Genomic DNA, 20,323 nt, shown 5'->3' on the forward strand with positions numbered 1-20,323 from the left:
GGTCAGCGCGGCGCGTACATTATGAGGCCGACGCCGGCCAGGCACACCGCGGCTCCGGTGATGTCCCACCGGTCGGGCCGGAAACCGTCGACGACCATGCCCCAGATCAGCGAGCCCGCGACGAACACGCCGCCGTAGGCGGCCAGCACCCGGCCGAAGTTCGCGTCGGGTTGGAACGCCGCTACGAACCCGTAGGCGCCCAGGGCCAGCACGCCGGCCCCGACCCACAGCAGGCCGCGGTGTTCCCGGACGCCCTGCCAGACCAGCCACGCGCCGCCGATCTCGAGGACGGCGGCAAGGACGAACAGCAGCACCGATTTGACGACCACGCCCCACAGCGTGCCATCAGTGGTGCGCGCTGGTCGTGGTGGTGTGGCACGCGTCCGGCGGGGTGCCGACGACGTCGAGGGCCGGGTTGCGGTCGAAGAAGCCGAACGGCTTGAGCCAGAACGAGACGACGTCGACGGGCATCACCGGCCAGTCCTCGGGACGGGTGATGTGATGGATGCCGAAGACGTACCACAGCACCACGTCGGTGTTCTCGATGGACCGGTCGGCCGCAGTCCACCGCGCCAGGCCGGTGTCACGCACCGATTGGTTGACGAATTGTCCTGCGGGCCAATGCTCCTCGGGATGGTTGGGCGTAACCCACAAGGTGTGGGCGATCACGCTCGCGCGTTCGAGTACGGGCGTGCCTGCGGCGAACATGGCCGGGATCGCCCCGGTGGGCACCAGCTTGTACGCCGGGTGGGCTCCCAGCCGGGTCACGACGTTGGGGTTGACCACCTTCCACGCGCGCTGCGTGGCGAACTCGACGTCCTGCTTGCCCTCGCTCTCGGTGCGCAGCGGGGTGTTGCGCACCACCAGCGACAGACCATGCGGATTGTCCGGCGACACGGGTTCTGCGCACGACTCCGTCATCACCACCGTGTTGTCGGGTCCGTCGATGTCCAGATCCAGCCGCGCGACCAGAAAGTGCTGGTGGAACGGAGCGTAAGTTCGTTCGTCGACCAGGGTGCCGTTGGGATTGGGCGCGCCGCGCGGCAGCGGGGTGGTCACCATGATGCCGGTCGCGCGCACCTCGCACTCGATGTTGCCGTCCTGATAGAGCCGCCAGTACACCAGGTACTCGTAATTCGCGACGGTGACGTGGAATGAGATCGTCAGCCGGCGCATCCGGCGCACCTCCGCGCCGATCTCGGGGTCGACGTGCTTCCACAGCACGGCGTTGTCTTCTTCGTGGATGCAGATGGCGTTGGTGATGGTGTAGGGCTCGCCGCGGCTGTTGTGCAGCACCGCGTCGAGGTAGCGGATCTCGCCGAGGCAGTCGCAACCGAGCTCCAGCGAGGTGGTCATGAATCCCAGGCCCCATTCGCCGATGTCGAATGCGGTGCGCCGGTAATGATCCGGTGACGGATCGCGGTAGGGCACGATCATCTCCGCGAACGACATCCGGTGCGCGATCGACCGGTCGCGGTCCCCGTCGCGGTAACGCACGGTGTGCAGCGTCATGCCCTCGCGGTGGTTGAAGCCCACCCGCAACGACCAGTTCTGCCACCGCAGCAAATTGCCCTCCAGCGTGAACGACGGCCCGTCGGGCTGGGTGATGTGCAGCGGTGCCACCCGCTCGCGGGTCGAGGCAGCAAGGATGCGCTCAGGTATGTGGGCGGGCACGTACTCACCCATCACGTCGGGCGTCGGCTCCCCCGTGCCGTCTGCAGCGCCCGCGTCTGCTGCGAACGGTCCGACATCTTCGACCCGCAGCAGTTCCATCGCGTTCACATCGACGACGCAGTGCAGCCCGCTGACCAGCCTGGCATATGGATTGGCCCCGGGCGCTGCCTTGACCCAGCTGTCGGACCAGCCCAGGCGCCGGTCACGGAATTCCGGGGGCGCCACCGCGTCGCCGTAGGTCCAGGTGTCGAAGAACACCAGCTCCATGTCGGTGATGCCGCGCAGGCGCAGTGCCTCCACCACGTCGGGGTGGGCGCGCAGGAGCCGATCGCATTCGACGAACTCGTCGACGGTGAAGTTGGCCTGCACGCCGGGAATGTGTTCGAACGTCTCGACGCGGTGGTCAGACAGCGACACCATGCTGCGGTAGGTGGCGTTGTCGGTGCGGTGGAAGCAGATCACCTCGGTGCGGCGCGGCGGCCGCGGGCCGCCGGCGTCGAATTCGGCGATCTCCGCTTTCCCCGGTTGGGCCAGATCGATGGACGCGATGCGCCAGTCCTCGGGCCGCACTCCACGGTCACGGCGCAGAATCGCGGCGATCGTGGCGAACTCGTCCGCATTCAGCGGGTCGAGGGGATGGCGCACGTGCCCACGCAACCACATCCCCGACCACAGGGTGCGGCGATTACGGCAAGTCGCCCCGGTTTTCAGCGCGCGGCGAGGAAGAAGTGCTCCCACGCCGTTCGCCGCTCGGCGTGCGGGTCCAGTTCAACGCGCCGGCGCCGGTCGAGCACCAGGACCGCACGCTCGTCGCGGTGGTAGCGCGGCCAGTCGTCGCCGGGCACACCGCGTTCGGCGAATCCCAGCCACCGCCGCTGCATGTCGTCTGACACCTTCGCCGCCGCACGCGAGTCCAGGCCCGCGGCGAGCAGCTTGCCGAACCGGGACCGGTACACGTCGAACACCGCGAGTAGCTCGGTGGCGTGGGTGGCGCCCATCCCGGACCAGCGCAGCGCGCGGGTGGCGTAGTCGTAGCGGTAGACGTGCGTCGGCGCGTGCGCCGAGTGCGCGTGGGCGATCTGCCACACCGCCGAGCCGAAGATGAAGTCGCCACCGAAGCGGACACAGGCCTCAGACGCCGGATACTCGGGGTAGGCGGCCAGGATGCGTTCTCGCGCATCGGGTTCGACGTGCGCCAGCAGCCGCTCGATGGCCGGCTGGTTGGTCGGCAGCAGTTTCAGGAAGCGGGTGAACAGCCGCCCCTCGTCGGCGTTGGTGCCGACGATCAGCGGTACCCGGTGCGCGCTGCCGTCGCGCATGGCCACGACGGGATCCTCGGGCAGGTACTCCGTGCCGTACGTCGGCCCGATGGCGAACGCTCCGAGCATGTCGCGCTGCCCTTCGACGACGAGCCGCTCCAGCGCGTCGACGAGTTCGGCCGGCCGAGCGCGCATCAGCGCCTGGACCGCCTCGCCGGTGGTTGCCCCGAACTGGCGGGCGAACCGCGCCGCGTAGTCCTCGGCGATCTCGGCGCTGCTGATCATCCCGCTGGCCGGACTCTGCGAAATAGCTTGGGCGAACAAGCCTTCGGCCGCGGGAGTGGCCATCAGCGTCGCCACCGCGTGCGCGCCGGCGCTCTCTCCGAAGATCGTCACGTTGCCCGGATCGCCGCCGAACGCCGCGACGTTGTCGCGCACCCATCGCAGCGCCATCACGAGGTCACGCAGGAACAGGTTGTCGTCGATCGTGACCTCCGGGGTCGACAGCGACGACAGCTCCAGACACCCGAGCGCACCGAGCCGGTAGTTGACCGAAATGTAGACGCATCCCTTGCGCGCCAGGGACGCTCCGTCGTAGATCGGCGTCGCCGAACTGCCCAGCATGTATCCGCCGCCGTGGATGAACACCATCACGGGCAGTCCCGCGCCGGCCTCGGCACGTTTCGGGGCGACCACGTTCAGTGTCAGGCAGTCCTCGCTCATCGGCTGGTATCGGCCGGGGGCCAGGAGGGTGTACATGCGCTGCTGGGGCGCGCAGGAGCCGAATCCGTGGCAGTACCGCACCCCAGGCCAGGGCTGCACCGGCCGGGGCGCCCGGTACCGCAGCGGGCCCACCGGGGGCCGGGCGTAGGGAATCGAGCGCCACCGGTTCACGCCGTCGCGCGTGAAACCCTCGACGGTGCCCGACGCAGTCTTCACCCGAACGGTGTGCTCGTGCATTCTCACGACGGTAGCGAACTCTTCGGCGGCCCGCCTCGCACCGGTTGGCGTGTCGGGTCGCTAGCCTGGCCGGATGCGTATAGCTGCCCTGATCGCGGTGAGCGTCCTGGCGGCAGGCTGCTCACAGTCGGTCGGCGGGGAGGCCGAACCGTCGCGGGCCGGGGAGGCGCCGCCGCCCGCCACCACCTCGGCAGCCCCGCCGGTCACGCCGCCGGCCCCGCCGAACCGTTCCGGCGCGCCGACGGCGGCCGCCTCGATCGATCAGGTCATCGGCTGGATCGAGGCTGGCCCGGCCGCGGACCCGGCAGGCTTCCACGTCGCGTTCCGTGACGGTGTGACCACCCGCCTGGGCGACGACGTCGCCTTCACCGCGCCGTCCGGGGTGCCGCACACCCACACCCAGTGCGTCGCCGGCGCCGCGGGCCCGATGACGTGCCTGCTCGACCTCACGTCCCCTGCGCCGCGGCCGGCACAGGGCGAGGGCAGGTGGAAACCGGGGTGGGTGGAATTCACGGGGACCGACCTGACGGTCGGTGCGCTGCGCGGCGACCCGGGCCCGTTCCTCAACGGTTCCGGTGCGGAACTGCCCGCCGGGCAGTCGCTGACCCTCGGCGAAAACCGCTGCCGCAGCGACGCGTCGGGGCTGTTCTGCGTCAACTACGCGCACCGCGCGGCGGTCCGGCTCGCCGCCGACGGCGTGGTCGCGTTCGGGTGCCTGGCCGAGGTCACCCCGCCGGAGGGGTCGGCGAGGTCGTACCGCTGCTGAACCCGGGTCATCCCGCGTCCTGACGGGCTCTCTCCCTGGCCCGGGCCGGGTAGGCCTGCGTCATCCCGACTGCGCCGATGATGACCACCACCGGGATGACGGCCTTGGTGAGGTGGACGGTCGACGGCGCCGTCGCGGCCAGGAATCCCAGCACCGCGATCAGCGCGAACACCAGCGCCCACATCAGCGTCAGCACCTGGTTGGTGCGCCGGAAGGCGAGCGCCTCCCGGTTCCCGCGGGCCGCCCCGGCCGGGGCGTACTGCGCGGTGAACGGCTCGAAGGCCAGCGAGATCAGCGCCATGGCCGCGAGCACCCCGCTGGAGAGCGTCGTCGCGTAGGTGTCCATCCAGTCGCGGTCCGCGGCGCCGAGGACCAACCCGGCGATGGTCACACCGGCGAAGAACACCACGGTGACCACGTCGAGCAACCTCAGGCCGGCGAACCCGGCCGACATCCCCATGATCAGCGTCGCGATCACCGCGCAGACCGCGCCGAACATCCAGGTGCTCGGCCCGTCGGCGACCACCCAGTAGATGATCCACGGGACAAAGCCGACGAAGGGGCTGCGCTCGAACCAATCGTCCACCCGGTCAGCTTCGCCTACATCGTCACGTCCGGCGACGCTTCGCCCAGGAAGCACAGCGCGGGCCGGCTCAGTTGAGCCGGAACGTCCCGGTGACCAGTGTCGGGGTCACGGCGACACCGTTGATGGTGGCGCGGGGGGCGCCGTCGGACCCGAACTCGATCGGGCCGGCAGGTGACAGGTTCCGCGTGTTGCGGACCTTGTCACGGACGTCGAAGTCGCTGAGCTCGTCGAGGTTGAACGGGTCGAAATTGCGGTCGCCCTGGGCGAACCCGCTGAACTGCACTCCGGTGGCAGAGCCGTCGGGACGCACCACCCACGAGGCACGCACCCCGTCCGAATCCGCGGTGTACATACCCGCCACCCCGGACACCGATGCGGCGGTGAAGGCGTACTCGACGCCGTTCATCGTGACCTCGCCCGTGACATCGTCGCCGTGGTACTCGGCGACGAGCGTGTCCCGGAACCGGGACTTCAGGTCGATGCCGCCGTCGGACTGGTCGCCGAAGAACCATGCCTCGTCGTCGACGCCGTTGCATGCGTAGGCCGCGACGGACGGGCCGTCGACGCTGATTCCGATCGTCATGGTCTTGCCGTCGGCGGCGGCCATGTCGGCCATATATCGCGCGGACGCGGGAAACGGTGCGGCGGGCGGGGATTCGGCGGTCTGCGCGGTCGGCGCCGGCGCCGACGGCGACGCGGTCTGGGTGGTCGAACCGTTGGTGCAGGCGGTGGTCAGCGCCATCAGGGCGCCGATCCCGACCAGCACGGGGCGGAGGCGATTTCTCATGCGCTCAGCATCGTCGGCGGCAGCGGGCGGTGCTTGGAGATTCGGTGGAGATTGCGTGGAGATGTGCGCGCTCAGGCAGCCAGAAAGGCCTCGACCTGCGCGCAGAACACCCGCCATGCCGGCTCGGTACCGGTGAGGAGGTGGTTGTTGCTCGCGAGCGCAACCAGGCCGGCTCCCGGGATCAGCGCAGCCAGCTCCTCACCACAACGCATCGGCACGCGGTGGTCGTCACGGGAGTGCAGCACCAGCGTCGGGCAGCGGATGCGGCCGCACTGTTCGCGGACGTCGATGCGGCCGAACTCCTCCAGGAACCGCACCGCGTTGGACGGCGAGGTGGTGCGCCGCGCAAGCTGGTCGAACGCCTCCCAGTCCGCACGGCTGCCGTCCGGCAGGAACTGGGTGGCGAAAACCTGCCGGAAGGCCGGGTCATCGCGCCCCCACCCAACCCTGGCGAGGTCGAGATCGAGTGCGGCTGCCCGCTTTTCGTCGTCGGAATGCGCCCTTACCCCGCGACCGGTGGCGTACGCCCCGCACAGCACCAAGTGGGTGACCCGATCGGGGTGACGGGCGGCGTAGGCCACCGCGACAGCGCCACCTTGGGACACGCCGAGCAGCGGGAACCGATCCAGGCCGACGGCCTCGACCACGGACTCCAGGTCGGTCACCCAGTCAGCGAACGTGAACCCGCCGACGTCCCAGTCCGACAGGCCGCATCCGCGTTCGTCGTAGCGGATGAAACGGTGCCGCGCGGACAGGTCGCGCACCCAGTGCCGCCACACCGGGCTCTCGATGTCGTAGCCGAGGTGTGTCATCCAGTTCGCCGCTCGGACCAGCGGCGGCCCCTCGCCCGAGACGGCGTAGGCCAGCCGCGCACCGTCGGCGGCCCTGGTGAAGGCGATGTGCTGCTGCGGCGGCTCGGACTCGGGCTCGGCGGGAGCCGCGACAGGATCAGCCGCAGCGTGCAGGTTGCCGACGAACTGATAACCGCGCCCGCGGATGGTGCGAATGTAGCGTTGCGACTCGCCGTCGTCGCCGAGTGCGCGCCGAGCTGCTTTGATGCGGCTGGTCAGAGCCGCCTCGCCGACGAAGCGGCCGCCCCAGACGGTGTCGAAGAGCTCGTTCTTGGTGACGAAACGCTGGTGATTGCTGACCAGGTGGGTCAGCACGTCGAATACCTGGGGCTCGACCCGGATCACCCGGTCGCCGCACCGGAGTTCGTAGCGGCCCGCATCGAGAACGAAATCGTCCCATCGCCACACTCGCAGCGACGGGGGAAGCGCGGAATCTGCGCTGGTCACGCGATAAGAGTAGCGGCGACAGCACCTGCTCGCCGGGCCTCGCTCAGCGCCAGCCGTCGGCTTCCCGCGCCGCCCGCATCACCGCGTCACACAGCTCCTTCAGTTCTGCGGGGTCGGCGCCCTCGTCGAGCGCGATCGCCATGTCCTCGGCCGCACACCGCACCTGATACACCCGGTCGGACAACTCGGAGGCCTCCTCGGCGGACAGCACCACCGCATCAGGTGGAACCGACGTGCCCTTGACCATGGCGCGCTGCTCGTAGGCCCGCTGCCGGCAGGACTGTCTGCAGTATTGACGGCGGCGCCCGAACCCGGCGTCGGCGACTTCCCGCCCACACCACCGACAGCTCTGCGGACGCCTGCGGGTGCTGGTCTGGGGGCTCAGCGACGTCATGCGCCAGACTGTAGACGGGCCTGCCCCGGAATCCCGGTATCATCGACGGTCGAGTCGGGAACTCTGTGAGGCGTATCTGCGTTGAAAAGAGGTCCTTGGTTCGCCTCCGGCGAAGTCCGGACCCAATCGCTACAGAGGAGTTGACGATGGCTGATCGTGTCTTGAGGGGCAGCCGCCTCGGAGCCGTGAGCTACGAGACGGACCGCAACCACGACTTGGCGCCACGTCAGGTCGCCCGTTACCGCACCGACAACGGCGAGGAGTTCGACGTCCCGTTCGCCGACGACGCCGAGATTCCCGGCACCTGGCTGTGCCGCAACGGCCTCGAGGGCACCCTGATCGAGGGTGACGTTCCGGAGCCGAAGAAGGTCAAGCCTCCCCGCACCCACTGGGACATGCTGCTGGAGCGCCGTTCGATCGAGGAACTCGAGGAACTGCTCAAGGAGCGCCTCGAGATCGTCAAGACCCGCCGCCGCGGGAACTGAGAACCGCGGGCCCGCTTCAGCGGGCCACGCCGCGCGCCCGGTCCAGCCGGGCGCGCAGGCCCCACTGTGCGACCTTGAAGATCGCCTCCCGGATCGTCGATCCGTCCATCTTCGACACCCCGTGCTCACGTTCGGTGAACGTGATCGGCACCTCGACGACGGTGAAACCGGCGTTGATCGACCGCCACGTCAGGTCGACCTGGAACCCGTACCCCTTGGTGTCGACCGCACCGAGATCGATCTTCTCCAACACCTCGCGGCGGTACGCCCGGTAGCCGGCGGTGATGTCGTGGATGTCCACCCCGAGCAGGATGCGCGAGTAGCCGTTGGCGGTGCGCGACAGCACCAGCCGTCGCCGGGGCCAGTTGACCACCTCGCCACCGTCGACGTAGCGCGAGCCGATCACGACGTCGGCGCCCGCGTCGACGGCGCGCAGCAGCCGGTCGAGCTGCTCCGGAGGATGACTACCGTCGGCGTCCATCTCGACGAGCACGGTGTACTGCCGGCCCAACCCCCACGCGAAGCCGGCCAGGTACGCCGCGCCCAGGCCTTCCTTGGCGGTGCGGTGCAGGACATGGACCCTGTCGGGGTCTGCGACGGCCAGCTCGTCGGCCAGCTGACCCGTGCCGTCGGGGCTGTCGTCATCGACGATCAGCACGTGCACGTCCGGCTGCGCCTCATGGACACGCCTGACGATCAACGGGAGGTTCTGCCGCTCGTTGTACGTCGGGATGATGACCAGGGTGCGGCGCGTGGGACGCACACCGGTTGCGGAGCCGTCGCTCATGCCACCGGGGACGCTCATGGGGCTCCTTTGTCGTCGTCGGTGGTCGATCGCCGACCCCTGAATCTTGCGGGCACGAATGAACCATTGTGCAGCATCGCCCCGAGAAGACCCGCAACGCCGAGGGCGACCAGCACCCCTTCGAGGTAAGGGCCGAACCGGGTCGCGGGCGTCAGCGAGGTCTTCAACCGGATCTGCCGGTCCAGATAGGCCGGTTCGAACCACCCGGTGCGGGCAATCTCGCGGCCGTCGGGCGTGATCACCGCGCTGATGCCGGTGGTGCCTGCGACGACGACGAAGCGGTCGTGCTCGACGGCGCGCAGCCGGCCGAAGGCCAGCTGCTGTTCGCTCATCGCCTCGTTGAACGTCGCATTGTTGCTCGGCACGGCCAAGAACTGGGCGCCGGCGCGCACCGATTCGCGGGCCGCACGGTCGAAGATGACCTCCCAGCAGGTGGTGATGCCCACCAACATGCCCGCGGCATGGACCACGCCGTCACCGTCACCGGGAATGAAGTAGCCGGCGCGGTCAGCGTACGACGACAGCTTCCGGAAGAAGTCGCGCCACGGCAGGTACTCGCCGAAGGGCTGCACGATCCGCTTGTCGTGACGGTCGGCCGGACCGGTCCCGGGATTCCACACGATCACGGTGTTGGTCGACGCCGGATCGGCGCGGCTGCGACCGGGTGCGGCCACCACCCCACCGACCAGGATCGGTGCACCGATGGCGTCGGCGGCCTTCGAGATCTCTTGTGCAGCATCGGGATTGGCGAGCGGGTCGATGTCGGAGGAATTCTCCGGCCAGATCACCAGCATCGGGCGGGCGGCCTTGCCGCCCCGGACGTCGTCGGCCAACCGCAGAGTCTCGCTCACGTGGTTGTCCAGCACGGCCCGGCGCTGGGCGTTGAAGTCCAGCCCGAGCCGCGGCACGTTTCCCTGCACGGCCGCGACGGTGACCAGCGGTTCGTCGGCGACCCCGAGACCGGCCTTGCGCACGTTCGGCCAGGCCAGCGTCGCGGCGAGCAGCACCGCGGTGATACACAGCCCGGGCAGCACCACCGCAGGCGGCGTGGCCGCGCGGGCCCGCGTGTCCCGCCGCCACCAGGCGACGACCTCCAGGATCAGCGCGGCCAGGCTGAAAGAGACCAGAACGACGGCGAAGGACACCAGCGGGGCGCCACCGACGTAGGCCAGCGGCAGCAGCGGGCTCTCGGTCTGCGAAAAGCCGACCACCCCCCAGGGAAATCCGCCGAACGGCACCGTGGACTTCAGCCATTCCTGCGCCGACCAGAGCCCGGCGAACCACAGCGGCCAACCCGGCAGCTTCCTGACAACCACCGCCAGGAGTCCGAACAGCGCGGGGAACAGCGCCTCGGCGGCACTGAGCGCCACCCAGGGCAGCGCCCCGACCAGCCCGCTGATCCACGGGAGCAGCGGCAGGTAGAACGCGAGCCCGAACAACAGGCCGTACCCCGCACCACCGGCGACCGTGGTGGACCTCCGCGTCAGCACCCAGCCCAGCAGCGCGAACCCCGGGATCGCCGCGTACCACCAGCCGAAAGGCGGGAAGCTCACACACAGCAGCAGACCGGCGCCGATCGTCACGGCCAGCACGTGCCAGCGGTCGGCGACCGCGCGCCCGAACCGCGAGAGAACGTCAGCCATGAAGAACGCGCCCCCGGTGCACTGTCTGCCGGCACCGCGGGAGGTCGCCGTCCAGCCTGGGCAGCACCGGCACCCGGGAGCGCGGGTCGGTAGACCAACGCTGCACCGCGTCGGCGGGTGCGCTGACGTCGAACTCCTCGGCATCCCAGACCGCGTAGGTGGCGGGGGCACCCGGGACCAGCGTGCCGGTGACGCCGTCGCGGACGCCGCCGGCGCGCCAGGCGCCGCGGGTTGCCGCCGCGAACGCGGCGCGCGCCGAGACAGCGCTTCCGGGAGTGTGGTGGGTGGTCGCGGCCCGGACCGTCGCCCACGGGTTCATGTCCGTGACCGGGGTGTCGGACCCGAACGCCAAAGGCACACCCCGGGACGCCAGCACCGCGAAATTGTTCAGTCCCGCGGCCCGCTTCTCCCCGAGGCGGCGGGCGTACATGCCGTCCGTGCCGCCCCATAACGCATCGAAATTCGGTTGCATGCTCGCGATCACGCCCCAGCTGCCGAGCTTGCCGGCTTGCTCTTCGGTGACCATCTCCAGGTGTTCCAGCCGGTGCCCGCAGCGCGCCACCGCCGCGACGCCGAACCGTTCGACGACGGCCTCCAGCGCGGTGGTGACAGCAGTGACGGCGGCGTCGCCGATGACATGGAAACCCGCGGTGATGCCGGCTTCGGTGCAGGCGGTCAGGTGCGCGGTGACGGCGTCGGCGTCGAGGTAGCTGTTACCGGTGGGCGCCGGGCAGTCGGCGGGCACGTCGGCGTACGGCTCATGCAGCCACGCGGTCCGCGAACCGAGCGCGCCGTCGACGAAGAGGTCACCGGCCAGGCCGCGCGCCTCGGTGGACGCCAACAGTTCGCGCGCTCGTTCGGCATCGGCAACCGGTTCGCCCCAGTAGCCGACGATCTCGACGCCGTGCCGGTGGGCGCGCAGCTCCCGCCAGTCGTCGAGGCCGCCGATCTGCGGGCCGGCGCACTCGTGCACGGCGGCGATGCCCGACGCGGCTGCGGCGTCGAGGGCGGCCTGCCTGGCGTCGCGGCGCTGCGCTGCGGTCAGCTGTTCGCGGGCGGCACGGCGGACGGTGTGGTGGGCGTCGGCGGTCAGTGGGACGCCGTCGGCGACACCGGCGGTCCGGCGCAGGTGGGTCGAGGCCACCGCCGAGTGCACGTCAACGCGGGCGAGGTAGGCCGGCCGTTGCCCAACCGCGGCGTCGACGTCCGCGGTGCCCGGTGCGGTGCGCTCCGGCCAGCGCGATTCGTCCCAGCCCTGTCCCCACACGACCCCGTCGGGATGGCTTCGGGCGTAGTCGGCGAGCAGGTCCAGACAGTGCCGCAGCGACGCCGCACCGCGCAGGTCCAGGCCGCTCAGGGCGAGACCGGTCGCGGTGGTGTGAACGTGGCTGTCGACGAAGGCGGGTGCGACGAATCCACCGTCGAGGTCGACGACCCTCGCGTCGGGGAACTGGGTGCGCCCTACGTCGTCGCTGCCCAACCAGGCGACGATGCCGTCCCGGACCGCCATCGCGGTCGCGTCGGGCATGGTCGGGCTGTGCACACGACCGTTGAGCAGAAGCGTGGTGGTCACTCGGGCAGTCGGGGCCGCTCGGGCCGCACCTCGACGTCGTCGATGACCTCGACCACTTCACCGTCGATGTAGTCGCCACGCCCGGCGCGGCCCGCGGCGGCCGACCCGACGGTGCTCACACCGACGATCAGCGGGGCGCGGCGCGCGGCCATCGCGGTGACGACAGGTCGGGCTGCGGCGCGGGTCGGCGGAAGCAGCAGCAGCGCGCCGAGGACGGAACTGGCCATGCCGGGAATCACGACGAGCACGGTACCGAGCGCCACCAACAGACTGTCGGTGACCGCCCCTTGCGCGTCGGCCAGCGTGAGTCCGGACCGCAACCGGCGTAGTTGACGGCGCAGCTGCGAACCGGCCAGGACCAGGCCGAGCAGGAATGTGCCTGCGAACAGCAGCACGGTCCAGCCGAAACCGATCGTCGAGGTCAGCGCCACCAAAACCGCCAACTCGAGCACCGCGTAGACCAGGAACAGCCGCATCACCATAGTGTGCCAACGCGCGGGCGCCGCCGCGGGTTCCAGGTCGGCTTTCCGGCAGGAGTCGGGTCTCGGTCAGGAAAGGCGCACGGTCAAGGCGCGGCCTCGACCTCGATCGCGGCGTGCACCTTGTCGACACCTCCGCGCAGAATCGCCTGCGGGACCCACCACCACGCGTGCCACCAGTACCGGCGCGTCACCATGTCGAACACCCGCCGGGTCTCGGACTTCGGCAGATTGCGGGCCACGGCCTCCACGGGTTCGCCCTTCGATTTGCCGAGCACGCCGCACTTCTGGATGGCGACCCGCGGTGTGTTGTTGATCCGCTTGGTCTTCCACGAGCCGTCGTCGGTGCTGATGAGCAGCTTGTCACCGTGCGGCACGCCCCACACCGGGGTGGGCTTGGGCCGACCGTCCTTGGTGAAGGTGGTCAGCAACAGGTACTTCTCGCGGTAGACGTCCTTGAACGTCGGAGCTGCCATGAGCCCTCTAATTGACCGGTCGCAGCTCGATCGAAACGTTCTTCTCCATGCCGCCGCGCAGCTTGGAGAAGAAGTTGAACGTCTTTCCGAGCAACCCGTAGCGTTTGCCGAGCGCGTCGTAGGTCGCGCCGTTGGCGGACTTGTCGAGGATCCTCGCCGTCGCCTCGACCGCGTCGCCCTTGGGCTTGCCCGCGCGGTCACACGGCGCGATGGTCACCCGGGCGGTATTCCGGATCCGCTTGACCTTCCACGACTGCTCCTGCGTGATCGCGATCAGTCCGTCGCCGGCCGGGGCCGCCCAGATGGCCGTCGGCTTGGGCCTGCCGTCCTTGGTGAAGGTGGTCAGCAGGATGTACTCGGACTTTGCGACATCGGCGAAGGTGGCGGTCATGCCGCCAATGTAACGGCACGCCGCGAGGTGATGCCTGCCGCGATTACGCGGCGTCGAAGGTGATGAGGTCGATGGTGAGTTTGCCTTCGAGGAGGCTGAGGCGGCGGCGGACCGGTGGGCCGGGTAGCTGGGGCGCGCTGGATCGGTAGACCGCCCCGGTGGGGGTGAGGAACTCGGCGGTGTGCTCCCCGTCTTGTTCGTCGGTGCTGACCTGCCAGCCGGGGGCTTCCTTGGCGTAATTGCACGCCTCGCACATCCCGAGCCCGTTGCCCGCGCTGGTCGGCCCGCCGGCCCGATCGGGTATGGCGTGGTCGTGGTGGCGGATCACGGCGTTGCAGTACGGGGTGCGACAGGTGCGGTCGCGGCGCTCGAGCAGCTGCGCCAACCCTTTCGGGAAGATCCGGGCGGCCGATTCCATCGCCACCAACTGCCCACTGTCGGGATGACGATACAGCCGGCGCAGGGTCGCTTTGGGTTGCGCATCAGCAACCGCATCGGCGGTCAACGCCCGGCAGAACCCGGCCGGGACCGGGCCGTACCCGTCCAGCCAACCCAGCTCGTCGTCATCACCGGCCAGGGTGGTGTCGGCCATCACCAGATTCAGTGCGATCGGCACCGGCCCGGCAGCGGGATGCCCGGTGACCCGTTCATAGATCGTGTCGGCCATCACCTGCCCACGCGGGCGCCCGTCCCCGCTGGTGTCGGCGGCGCGTTTGCACGCCGCATACAGCCCGACCCCCTGGGCCAGCGGCAGCCGCACCGTGACATAGACCATGGTGTTGGGGGCCGGCCGGCACGACACCGCACAATCGGCGGCGGCTTTGTCTGAACGTGCCACCACCGCGGCGGCGTCCAGGCGGGCGGTGATCTTCTTGGCCTCGGCCTCCACGCGGCGGTTGCCCCACCCCGTCAACCGCGACGGATCGGCACACAGCTCTTCATCGAGTTGGCGGCGATGTTCCACCGACAGGCAGGCGGATTCCCGCACGATCAGGGTGGCCCGCCATTCCGAGAGCGCCCCGCACGCCAGCGCGGCCAACGTGTAGGGCATCTCCTCGACCAGGGCCTGGGCGAACCCGAGATGGCGTCCCCCGCACACCGGGGCATCACGGCGGGCCAACGCGATCTCAGAGGCCAACCCTTTCCCGCGCCGATCGGCGCGGATCCCGGCGGCGTCCTCGGCGGCGCGGCGTTTGGCCGCCCACAACGCGGTCGCGCGGGCCTGGGCGGCGGCCGCGGCCGATTTCAGCGCCTCACACCGCTCGACCACCGCCCGCAACTCGGCCTGCGACGCCCCCTCATCAACATCGAAATCGACATCGAACACACTTTCGAACATAAACCCGACGCTACAACCACCCACCGACAGTGATTCCGGGTCAGCCTTCGAGATCGCCTTCGGTCTCGAGAAGCACCTGCTTCAGCCCGTCCAGGGTGCTCTGCTCGGGCGCAGCCCACATGCCCCGCCCTGCCGCCTCCAGCAACCGCTCGGCCATGCCGTGCAGAGCCCACGGGTTGGACTCGGACATGAACTTGCGGTTCTCGTCGTCCAGTACATAACTCTGCGAGAGCTGCTCGTACATCCAGTCGGCCATCACACCCGCGGTGGCGTCGTAGCCGAACAGGTAGTCCACCGTGGCGGCCATCTCGAACGCCCCCTTGTACCCGTGGCGCCGCATGGCGTTGATCCACCGCGGGTTGACCACCCGGGCGCGGAACACGCGCGTGGTCTCCTCGGACAGCGTGCGGGTGCGCACCGCGTCGGGACGGGTGTTGTCGCCGATGTAGGCGGCCGGGTCTTTTCCGGTCAGCGCGCGCACCGTGGCCACCATGCCGCCGTGGTACTGGAAATAGTCGTCCGAGTCGGCGATGTCGTGCTCCCGGGTGTCGGTGTTTTTGGCCGCCACCGCAATTCGCTTGTACGCCCGGTTCATCTCGTCGGTGGCCGGGGCGCCGTCGAGCCCACGGCCGTAGGCGAATCCACCCCACGCGGTGTACACCGCCGCCAGATCTGCGTCGTCGCGCCAGTTGCGGCTGTCGATCAACTGCAGCAGACCCGCGCCGTAAGTGCCCGGTTTGGATCCGAAAATCCTTGTGGTGGCACGGCGTTGGTCACCGTGATCGGAGAGGTCGGCCTGGGCGTGCGCCCGCACGTAGTTGTCCTCCGCGGGTTCGTCGAGACCGGCGACGAGCTGTACCGCGTCGTCGAGCATCGACACCACGTGCGGGAACGCGTCGCGGAAGAACCCCGAGATACGCACAGTGACGTCGATGCGCGGGCGGCCCAGCTCGGCCGTCGGGATCGCCTCCAGATCGACGACCCGGCGCGACGCGTCGTCCCAGATGGGCCGCACCCCCAACAGCGCGAGTACTTCGGCGATGTCGTCGCCGGCGGTGCGCATCGCCGAGGTGCCCCACACCGACAGACCCACCGATTCCGGCCAGCGGCCGTAGTCGGTGCGGTACCGCTCCAGCAGTGAATCCGCCATGGCCACACCGGTTTCCCAGGCCAGCCGCGATGGCACCGCTTTGGGGTCCACCGAGTAGAAGTTGCGCCCGGTGGGCAGCACGTTGACCAGGCCGCGCAGCGGGGAGCCAGACGGACCCGATGCGATGAAACGGCCCTCGAGCGCGCGCAGGATCTGCTCGATCTCGCCGGCGGTCCCGGCCAGCCGGGGCACCACCTCGGTCGCGGCGAACTTCAGGATCGCCGCGACGTCCGCGTCATCGGTGAGGGTGTCGACGACGTCGGCGTCCCAGCCGCTGTCCTGCAGCGCCGCAACCAGTTCGCGGGCGCGGGCCTCGGCGGCGTCGACGGCCGTGCGGTCGTCGTGTCCGTCCTCGGCCAGGCCGAGCGCCTGCCGTATACCCGGCACCGTCTGTTCACCGCCGAACAGCTGGCGGGCCCGCAGGATCGCCAGCACCAGGTCGAGTTCCGCTTCCCCCGCTGGGGTTTGACCGAGGATGTGCAGGCCGTCGCGGATCTGGACGTCTTTGATCTCGCACAGCCAGCCGTCGACGTGCAGCAGCATGTCGTCGAAGGTGTCCTCGTCGGGCCGGTCTTCCAGGCCCAGGTCATGGTCCATCTTCGCCGCCCGCATCAGCGTCCAGATCTGCTGACGGATCGCGGGCAGCTTGCCGGGGTCCAGCGCGGAGATGTTGGCGTGCTCGTCGAGGAGCTGCTCCAGACGTGCGATGTCGCCGTAGGTTTCGGCCCGGGCCATCGGCGGGATCAGGTGGTCGACCAGCGTGGCGTGTGCGCGCCGTTTGGCCTGGGTGCCTTCGCCGGGATCGTTGACCAGGAACGGGTAGATCAGCGGCAGGTCCCCCAGCGCTGCGTCCGTGCCGCACGCCGCCGACATGCCGAGTGTCTTGCCGGGCAGCCACTCCAGGTTTCCGTGCTTGCCGAGGTGCACGACCGCGTCAGCCCGGAACGTGGTGTCAATCCAGCGGTAGGCGGCCAGATAATGGTGGCTGGGCGGCAGATCGGGGTCGTGGTAGATCGCGACGGGGTTCTCGCCGAACCCCCGGGGCGGCTGAACCATCAGCACGATGTTGCCGGCCTGCATGGCCGCGATCACGATCTCGCCCTCGGGGTCGGCGCTTCGGTCGACGAACAACTCACCCGGCGGCGGACCCCAATGTTCGACCACGGCGTCGGCGAACTCGGCGGGCAACGTCTCGAACCAGACCCGATAATCCTTGGCGGACACCCTGATCGGGTTGCCGGACAGCTGTCCCTCGGTGAGCCAGTCGGCATCTTGGCCCCCGCGTTCGATCAGCGCGTGCATCAGCGCGTCACCGTCGCCGGATGCGATGATGGTGCTCAGCGCACCGGCCTCAAAGCCGTAGTCGCCGCCGACGTCGTAACCGGCGTCCTTCATCGCGTTCAGAAGTGCGATGGCACTGGCCGGGGTGTCCAGCCCGACCGCGTTGCCGATGCGGGCGTGCTTGGTCGGGTACGCCGAGAACACCAGCGCGACTCGCTTGTCGGCGGGCGCGATGGACCGCAGTCGCGCGTGCCGGACGGCCAGGCCTGCCACCCGGGCACAGCGTTCAGGGTCGGCGACATAGGAGATCAGTCCCTCGTCGTCGATCTCCTTGAACGAGAACGGAACCGTGATGATGCGGCCGTCGAACTCGGGCACCGCCACCTGGGTGGCGACGTCCAGCGGCGATAACCCGTCGTCGTTGGACTCCCACTGCGTACGCGAACTCGTCAGGCACAGGCCCTGCAAGATCGGAATATCCAGTGCGGCAAGGTGTGCCACGTTCCACGCATCGTCGGCGCCGCCCGCTCCGACGGCGGCCGGGGTGGCTCCGCCCGCGGCCAGCACAGTGGTCACGAGCGCATCGGCAGTGCCGAGCAACTCGATCAGCGCGTCGTCGGCGGTGCGCAGCGACGCACAGAACACCGGAAGTGCCACTCCCCCGGCGTTTTCAATGGCGTCACAGAGCGCCTCGACGTAACCGGTGTTGCCGGCCAGATGCTGGGCGCGGTAGTAAAGCACCGCCACGGTCGGGCCACCCGGGCCGGCGGACGGACGTTCGAGCACGCCCCAGCTTGGCGTCGAGCTCGGTTCGGCGAACCCGAAACCGGTCATCAGCAGCGTGTCCGATAGGAACGCGTGCAGATTCGCCAGGTTGTCGGTGCCGCCCTGTGCGAGGTAGATGTGGGCCTGCAGGGCCACCCCGGCCGGCGTGGTCGAGTGGTTCATCAGGTCCGCGTCGGGCGTCTGTTCACCGCTGACCACGATCGCCGGCACACCGCTGGCGACCACTGCGTCGATTCCGTCCTCCCAGGCCCGGTAGCCGCCGAGGATCCGCACGACGACGATGTCGGCGTCGCCGAGCAGGTCGTCGAGTTCGCCCTCGACCAGCCGTGACGGGTTGGCCCAGCGGTAGGAGGCGCCGCTGGCACGGGCCGTGATCAGGTCGGTGTCCGAGGTCGACAGAAGCAGAACGGTCGGCGGAGCCTGGGCGGGGGCGGGCGCAGTCACCCCCTATTCGTACCCGACCGACTCAGCCGTGCCAGCGGCCGTACCAGGTCTGCCGGTACGGCGTGCCGATGGCGGCGACGAACGCGACGATCACTGCGGTGAAAACGATGAATGCCAGCATTGCCATTCCTCTCAGGCTTGCCGCGTCTTCACCGCGGGCTCCGGTAGCGAAACGGTACTGCCGGTACCGGTCCAAAGAGCCGGCCTGTGCGTGACGGAACTATCCGCGCAGCGAAGTGACGAGCATCACAGCGGGCTTCCTCACGGGGCCGTCCGCACCTCGAAATCGCTCACCTGCGGTGTACGCAACAGCTCGGTGTATCGGGAGGCCTCCCAGGGGAACAGCTCCGGCAGTCCGTCCTTGCCGAGATACCAACTGTGGCAGCCGGTGGTCCACACCGTGTTCGGCATCGCCGCTTTCATGGCGTCGTTGTAGAGCTTGGTCGCCTCCTCGGTCGGCGAGCCCGACACGATCCGGTCCGCGCGCAGTTGGTCGATCCACCAGATCACGTAGTCGGCCTGATCCTCGGCGACCGGGACCAACGAGTTGTTGCCGACCGGGGCGTGGGGACCCATGAGCATGAACATGTTGGGGAAGCCCGGCACCGCCACCGCTCGGTAGGCCATCGGCCCGTCGGCCCACACGTCGTCGAGCGTGCGACCGTGCTCGCCGGTGATCGTGAGTGGCCGAACGTAAGCATGGAAGTCGAACCCGGTGGCCAGCACCAGCAGATCGACCTCGTGCAGTGTGCCGTCGCCGGTGACCACTCCCCGGGGTTGCACCTCCACGATCGGCTCGGTCACGATCTCCACGCCCGGATTCTGGACGGCCCTGTAGTAGCGGCTCGCGAAGATCATCCGCTTGCACATCGGCTGGTCCTTGGGCGTGAGCTTCTTCTTGAGCTCCTTGTCCCGCACCGACAGCCGCAGATTCCACCGGCACTGAGTCTGGTAAAGCCGGCGCTGCCACCCCGGCCGCACGGGCGCGACACCGAACACGGACCGGACAAAGCCGCCCCAGAACCAGTAGCCGAAGCTGTTGAGCCACGTCCAGCGGCGCATCGCGGCTTTCGTGCGTTCGGACACTTTGAGGTTAGGCCAGGGGCAGATCCACTGCGCCGTGCGCTGAAAGACTTTGAGGTGTTTGACGTTACCGCCAAGTTCGGCGGTGAGCTGCACGCCGGTGGAACCGGTGCCGATGAGCCCGATCCGCTTGTCGGGCAGACAGACCGAGTGATCCCAGCGCGACGAGTGGAACATCGGTCCGGCGAAGGTTTCCAAGCCCGGAATATCGGGGTAGTGGGGAACGCGCAGGAAACCGGTCGCGGTAACCAGTACGTCGAAGTCCTCGACACCGGCAGCGGTGGTGAGCCACCACTTTCCGTCGCGCACGACGGCCTCGGTGACCTCGGCTCCGAAGCGGATGTGCCGCCGGATGCCGCGCTCGTCGGCGACCCGGCAAAAGTACTGCTGGATCTCGCGCCCGGGAGGCAGCATGTGCGACCACTCCGGGTTGGGCCGGAACGAGTAGGAGTAGTAACGGGACGGGACATCGCACGTCAGCCCTGGATAGGTGTTGTCGCGCCACGTGCCGCCGACCTCGTGGGCTTTTTCGAAGATCGTGAAGTCCTCGATGCCGGCGTCCTGCAATTTCGCGGCCATGCACAGACCCGACATGCCTGCGCCGACGACCGCCACCGTGACCCGCATGCCGAACCCCCTTGAGCAGGGCCGACGTTACTCCCGA

Annotated in this window: 18 protein-coding genes; 2 read left to right on the top strand and 16 right to left on the bottom strand. The window is 69.3% G+C overall.

Features of this window, described 5'->3' with window-relative positions; all coding sequences use genetic code 11:
* Positions 1 to 2 precede the first annotated feature (2 nt).
* Genes KXD97_RS25225 through KXD97_RS25235 form a run of 3 tightly spaced genes read right to left on the bottom strand, consistent with a single transcriptional unit; the run spans position 3 to position 3,893 of the window.
* Complete coding sequence (locus tag KXD97_RS25225; protein ID WP_260753262.1) at positions 3 to 329, bottom strand: YnfA family protein; 327 nt, start codon at positions 327 to 329, stop codon at positions 3 to 5.
* A 16-nt stretch (positions 330 to 345) separates the two neighbouring features.
* Entirely contained in the window at positions 346 to 2,337 is a 1,992-nt protein-coding gene (locus KXD97_RS25230) for a primary-amine oxidase (protein WP_260758144.1), read from the bottom strand.
* A 44-nt stretch (positions 2,338 to 2,381) separates the two neighbouring features.
* Complete coding sequence (locus tag KXD97_RS25235; protein ID WP_260753263.1) at positions 2,382 to 3,893, bottom strand: carboxylesterase/lipase family protein; 1,512 nt, start codon at positions 3,891 to 3,893, stop codon at positions 2,382 to 2,384.
* Positions 3,894 to 3,966: 73 nt separating this feature from the next.
* Between KXD97_RS25235 and KXD97_RS25240 the strand changes: the two genes are divergently transcribed.
* Positions 3,967 to 4,659, top strand: coding sequence for a hypothetical protein (locus tag KXD97_RS25240; protein ID WP_260753265.1), 693 nt, complete (start codon positions 3,967 to 3,969; stop codon positions 4,657 to 4,659).
* 7 nt (positions 4,660 to 4,666) lie between these two features.
* On the opposite strand, the gene KXD97_RS25245 is transcribed toward KXD97_RS25240, so the two are convergent.
* From KXD97_RS25245 to KXD97_RS25260, 4 genes are all read right to left on the bottom strand, one after another.
* Complete coding sequence (locus tag KXD97_RS25245) at positions 4,667 to 5,245, bottom strand: hypothetical protein (RefSeq protein WP_260753266.1); 579 nt, start codon at positions 5,243 to 5,245, stop codon at positions 4,667 to 4,669.
* A 67-nt stretch (positions 5,246 to 5,312) separates the two neighbouring features.
* Positions 5,313 to 6,032: a hypothetical protein gene (locus KXD97_RS25250; RefSeq protein ID WP_260753267.1), complete on the bottom strand. Its 720-nt coding sequence runs from the start codon at positions 6,030 to 6,032 to the stop codon at positions 5,313 to 5,315.
* A gap of 71 nt (positions 6,033 to 6,103) precedes the next feature.
* Positions 6,104 to 7,330, bottom strand: coding sequence for an alpha/beta fold hydrolase (locus tag KXD97_RS25255; RefSeq protein ID WP_260753268.1), 1,227 nt, complete (start codon positions 7,328 to 7,330; stop codon positions 6,104 to 6,106).
* 43 nt (positions 7,331 to 7,373) lie between these two features.
* Positions 7,374 to 7,724: a hypothetical protein gene (locus tag KXD97_RS25260; RefSeq protein ID WP_260753270.1), complete on the bottom strand. Its 351-nt coding sequence runs from the start codon at positions 7,722 to 7,724 to the stop codon at positions 7,374 to 7,376.
* Between the two features lie 146 nt (positions 7,725 to 7,870).
* Here KXD97_RS25260 and rbpA point away from each other — a divergent pair, with 146 nt between their 5' ends.
* Positions 7,871 to 8,209 (top strand): RNA polymerase-binding protein RbpA, encoded by a 339-nt coding sequence (rbpA, locus tag KXD97_RS25265; protein WP_260753282.1) that lies wholly within the window; start codon positions 7,871 to 7,873, stop codon positions 8,207 to 8,209.
* 16 nt (positions 8,210 to 8,225) lie between these two features.
* Here rbpA and KXD97_RS25270 read toward each other — a convergent pair whose 3' ends face one another.
* The 9 genes from KXD97_RS25270 to KXD97_RS25310 form a co-directional block, all read right to left on the bottom strand.
* Positions 8,226 to 9,014 carry a polyprenol monophosphomannose synthase gene (locus KXD97_RS25270; RefSeq protein ID WP_260753284.1) on the bottom strand — a complete coding sequence of 263 codons (789 nt, stop codon included), beginning with the start codon at positions 9,012 to 9,014 and terminating at the stop codon, positions 8,226 to 8,228.
* Complete coding sequence (gene lnt / locus KXD97_RS25275; protein WP_260753285.1) at positions 9,011 to 10,657, bottom strand: apolipoprotein N-acyltransferase; 1,647 nt, start codon at positions 10,655 to 10,657, stop codon at positions 9,011 to 9,013. The genes KXD97_RS25270 and lnt overlap by 4 nt, the downstream gene beginning before the upstream one ends.
* Positions 10,650 to 12,185, bottom strand: a complete 1,536-nt coding sequence (locus KXD97_RS25280; RefSeq protein ID WP_260758145.1) for an amidohydrolase — start codon at positions 12,183 to 12,185, stop codon at positions 10,650 to 10,652. The genes lnt and KXD97_RS25280 overlap by 8 nt, the downstream gene beginning before the upstream one ends.
* A gap of 41 nt (positions 12,186 to 12,226) precedes the next feature.
* A complete protein-coding gene (locus tag KXD97_RS25285) occupies positions 12,227 to 12,712 on the bottom strand; it encodes an FxsA family protein (protein WP_260753289.1) in 486 nt (161 codons plus the stop codon).
* Between the two features lie 83 nt (positions 12,713 to 12,795).
* Positions 12,796 to 13,185, bottom strand: coding sequence for a PPOX class F420-dependent oxidoreductase (locus KXD97_RS25290; RefSeq protein WP_260753291.1), 390 nt, complete (start codon positions 13,183 to 13,185; stop codon positions 12,796 to 12,798).
* Between the two features lie 7 nt (positions 13,186 to 13,192).
* Positions 13,193 to 13,576: a PPOX class F420-dependent oxidoreductase gene (locus KXD97_RS25295; protein WP_260753294.1), complete on the bottom strand. Its 384-nt coding sequence runs from the start codon at positions 13,574 to 13,576 to the stop codon at positions 13,193 to 13,195.
* Positions 13,577 to 13,619: 43 nt separating this feature from the next.
* Positions 13,620 to 14,915 (bottom strand): HNH endonuclease signature motif containing protein, encoded by a 1,296-nt coding sequence (locus KXD97_RS25300; RefSeq protein WP_260753296.1) that lies wholly within the window; start codon positions 14,913 to 14,915, stop codon positions 13,620 to 13,622.
* A 40-nt stretch (positions 14,916 to 14,955) separates the two neighbouring features.
* Complete coding sequence (gene cobN, locus KXD97_RS25305) at positions 14,956 to 18,576, bottom strand: cobaltochelatase subunit CobN (RefSeq protein ID WP_260753299.1); 3,621 nt, start codon at positions 18,574 to 18,576, stop codon at positions 14,956 to 14,958.
* A 261-nt stretch (positions 18,577 to 18,837) separates the two neighbouring features.
* On the bottom strand, positions 18,838 to 20,286 hold the full coding sequence (locus tag KXD97_RS25310) for an NAD(P)/FAD-dependent oxidoreductase (protein ID WP_260753301.1): 1,449 nt from the start codon (positions 20,284 to 20,286) through the stop codon (positions 18,838 to 18,840).
* Positions 20,287 to 20,323 lie beyond the last annotated feature (37 nt).

Origin of the sequence: Mycobacterium sp. SMC-8 (assembly GCF_025263565.1) — a bacterium.
Lineage (GTDB): Bacteria > Actinomycetota > Actinomycetes > Mycobacteriales > Mycobacteriaceae > Mycobacterium.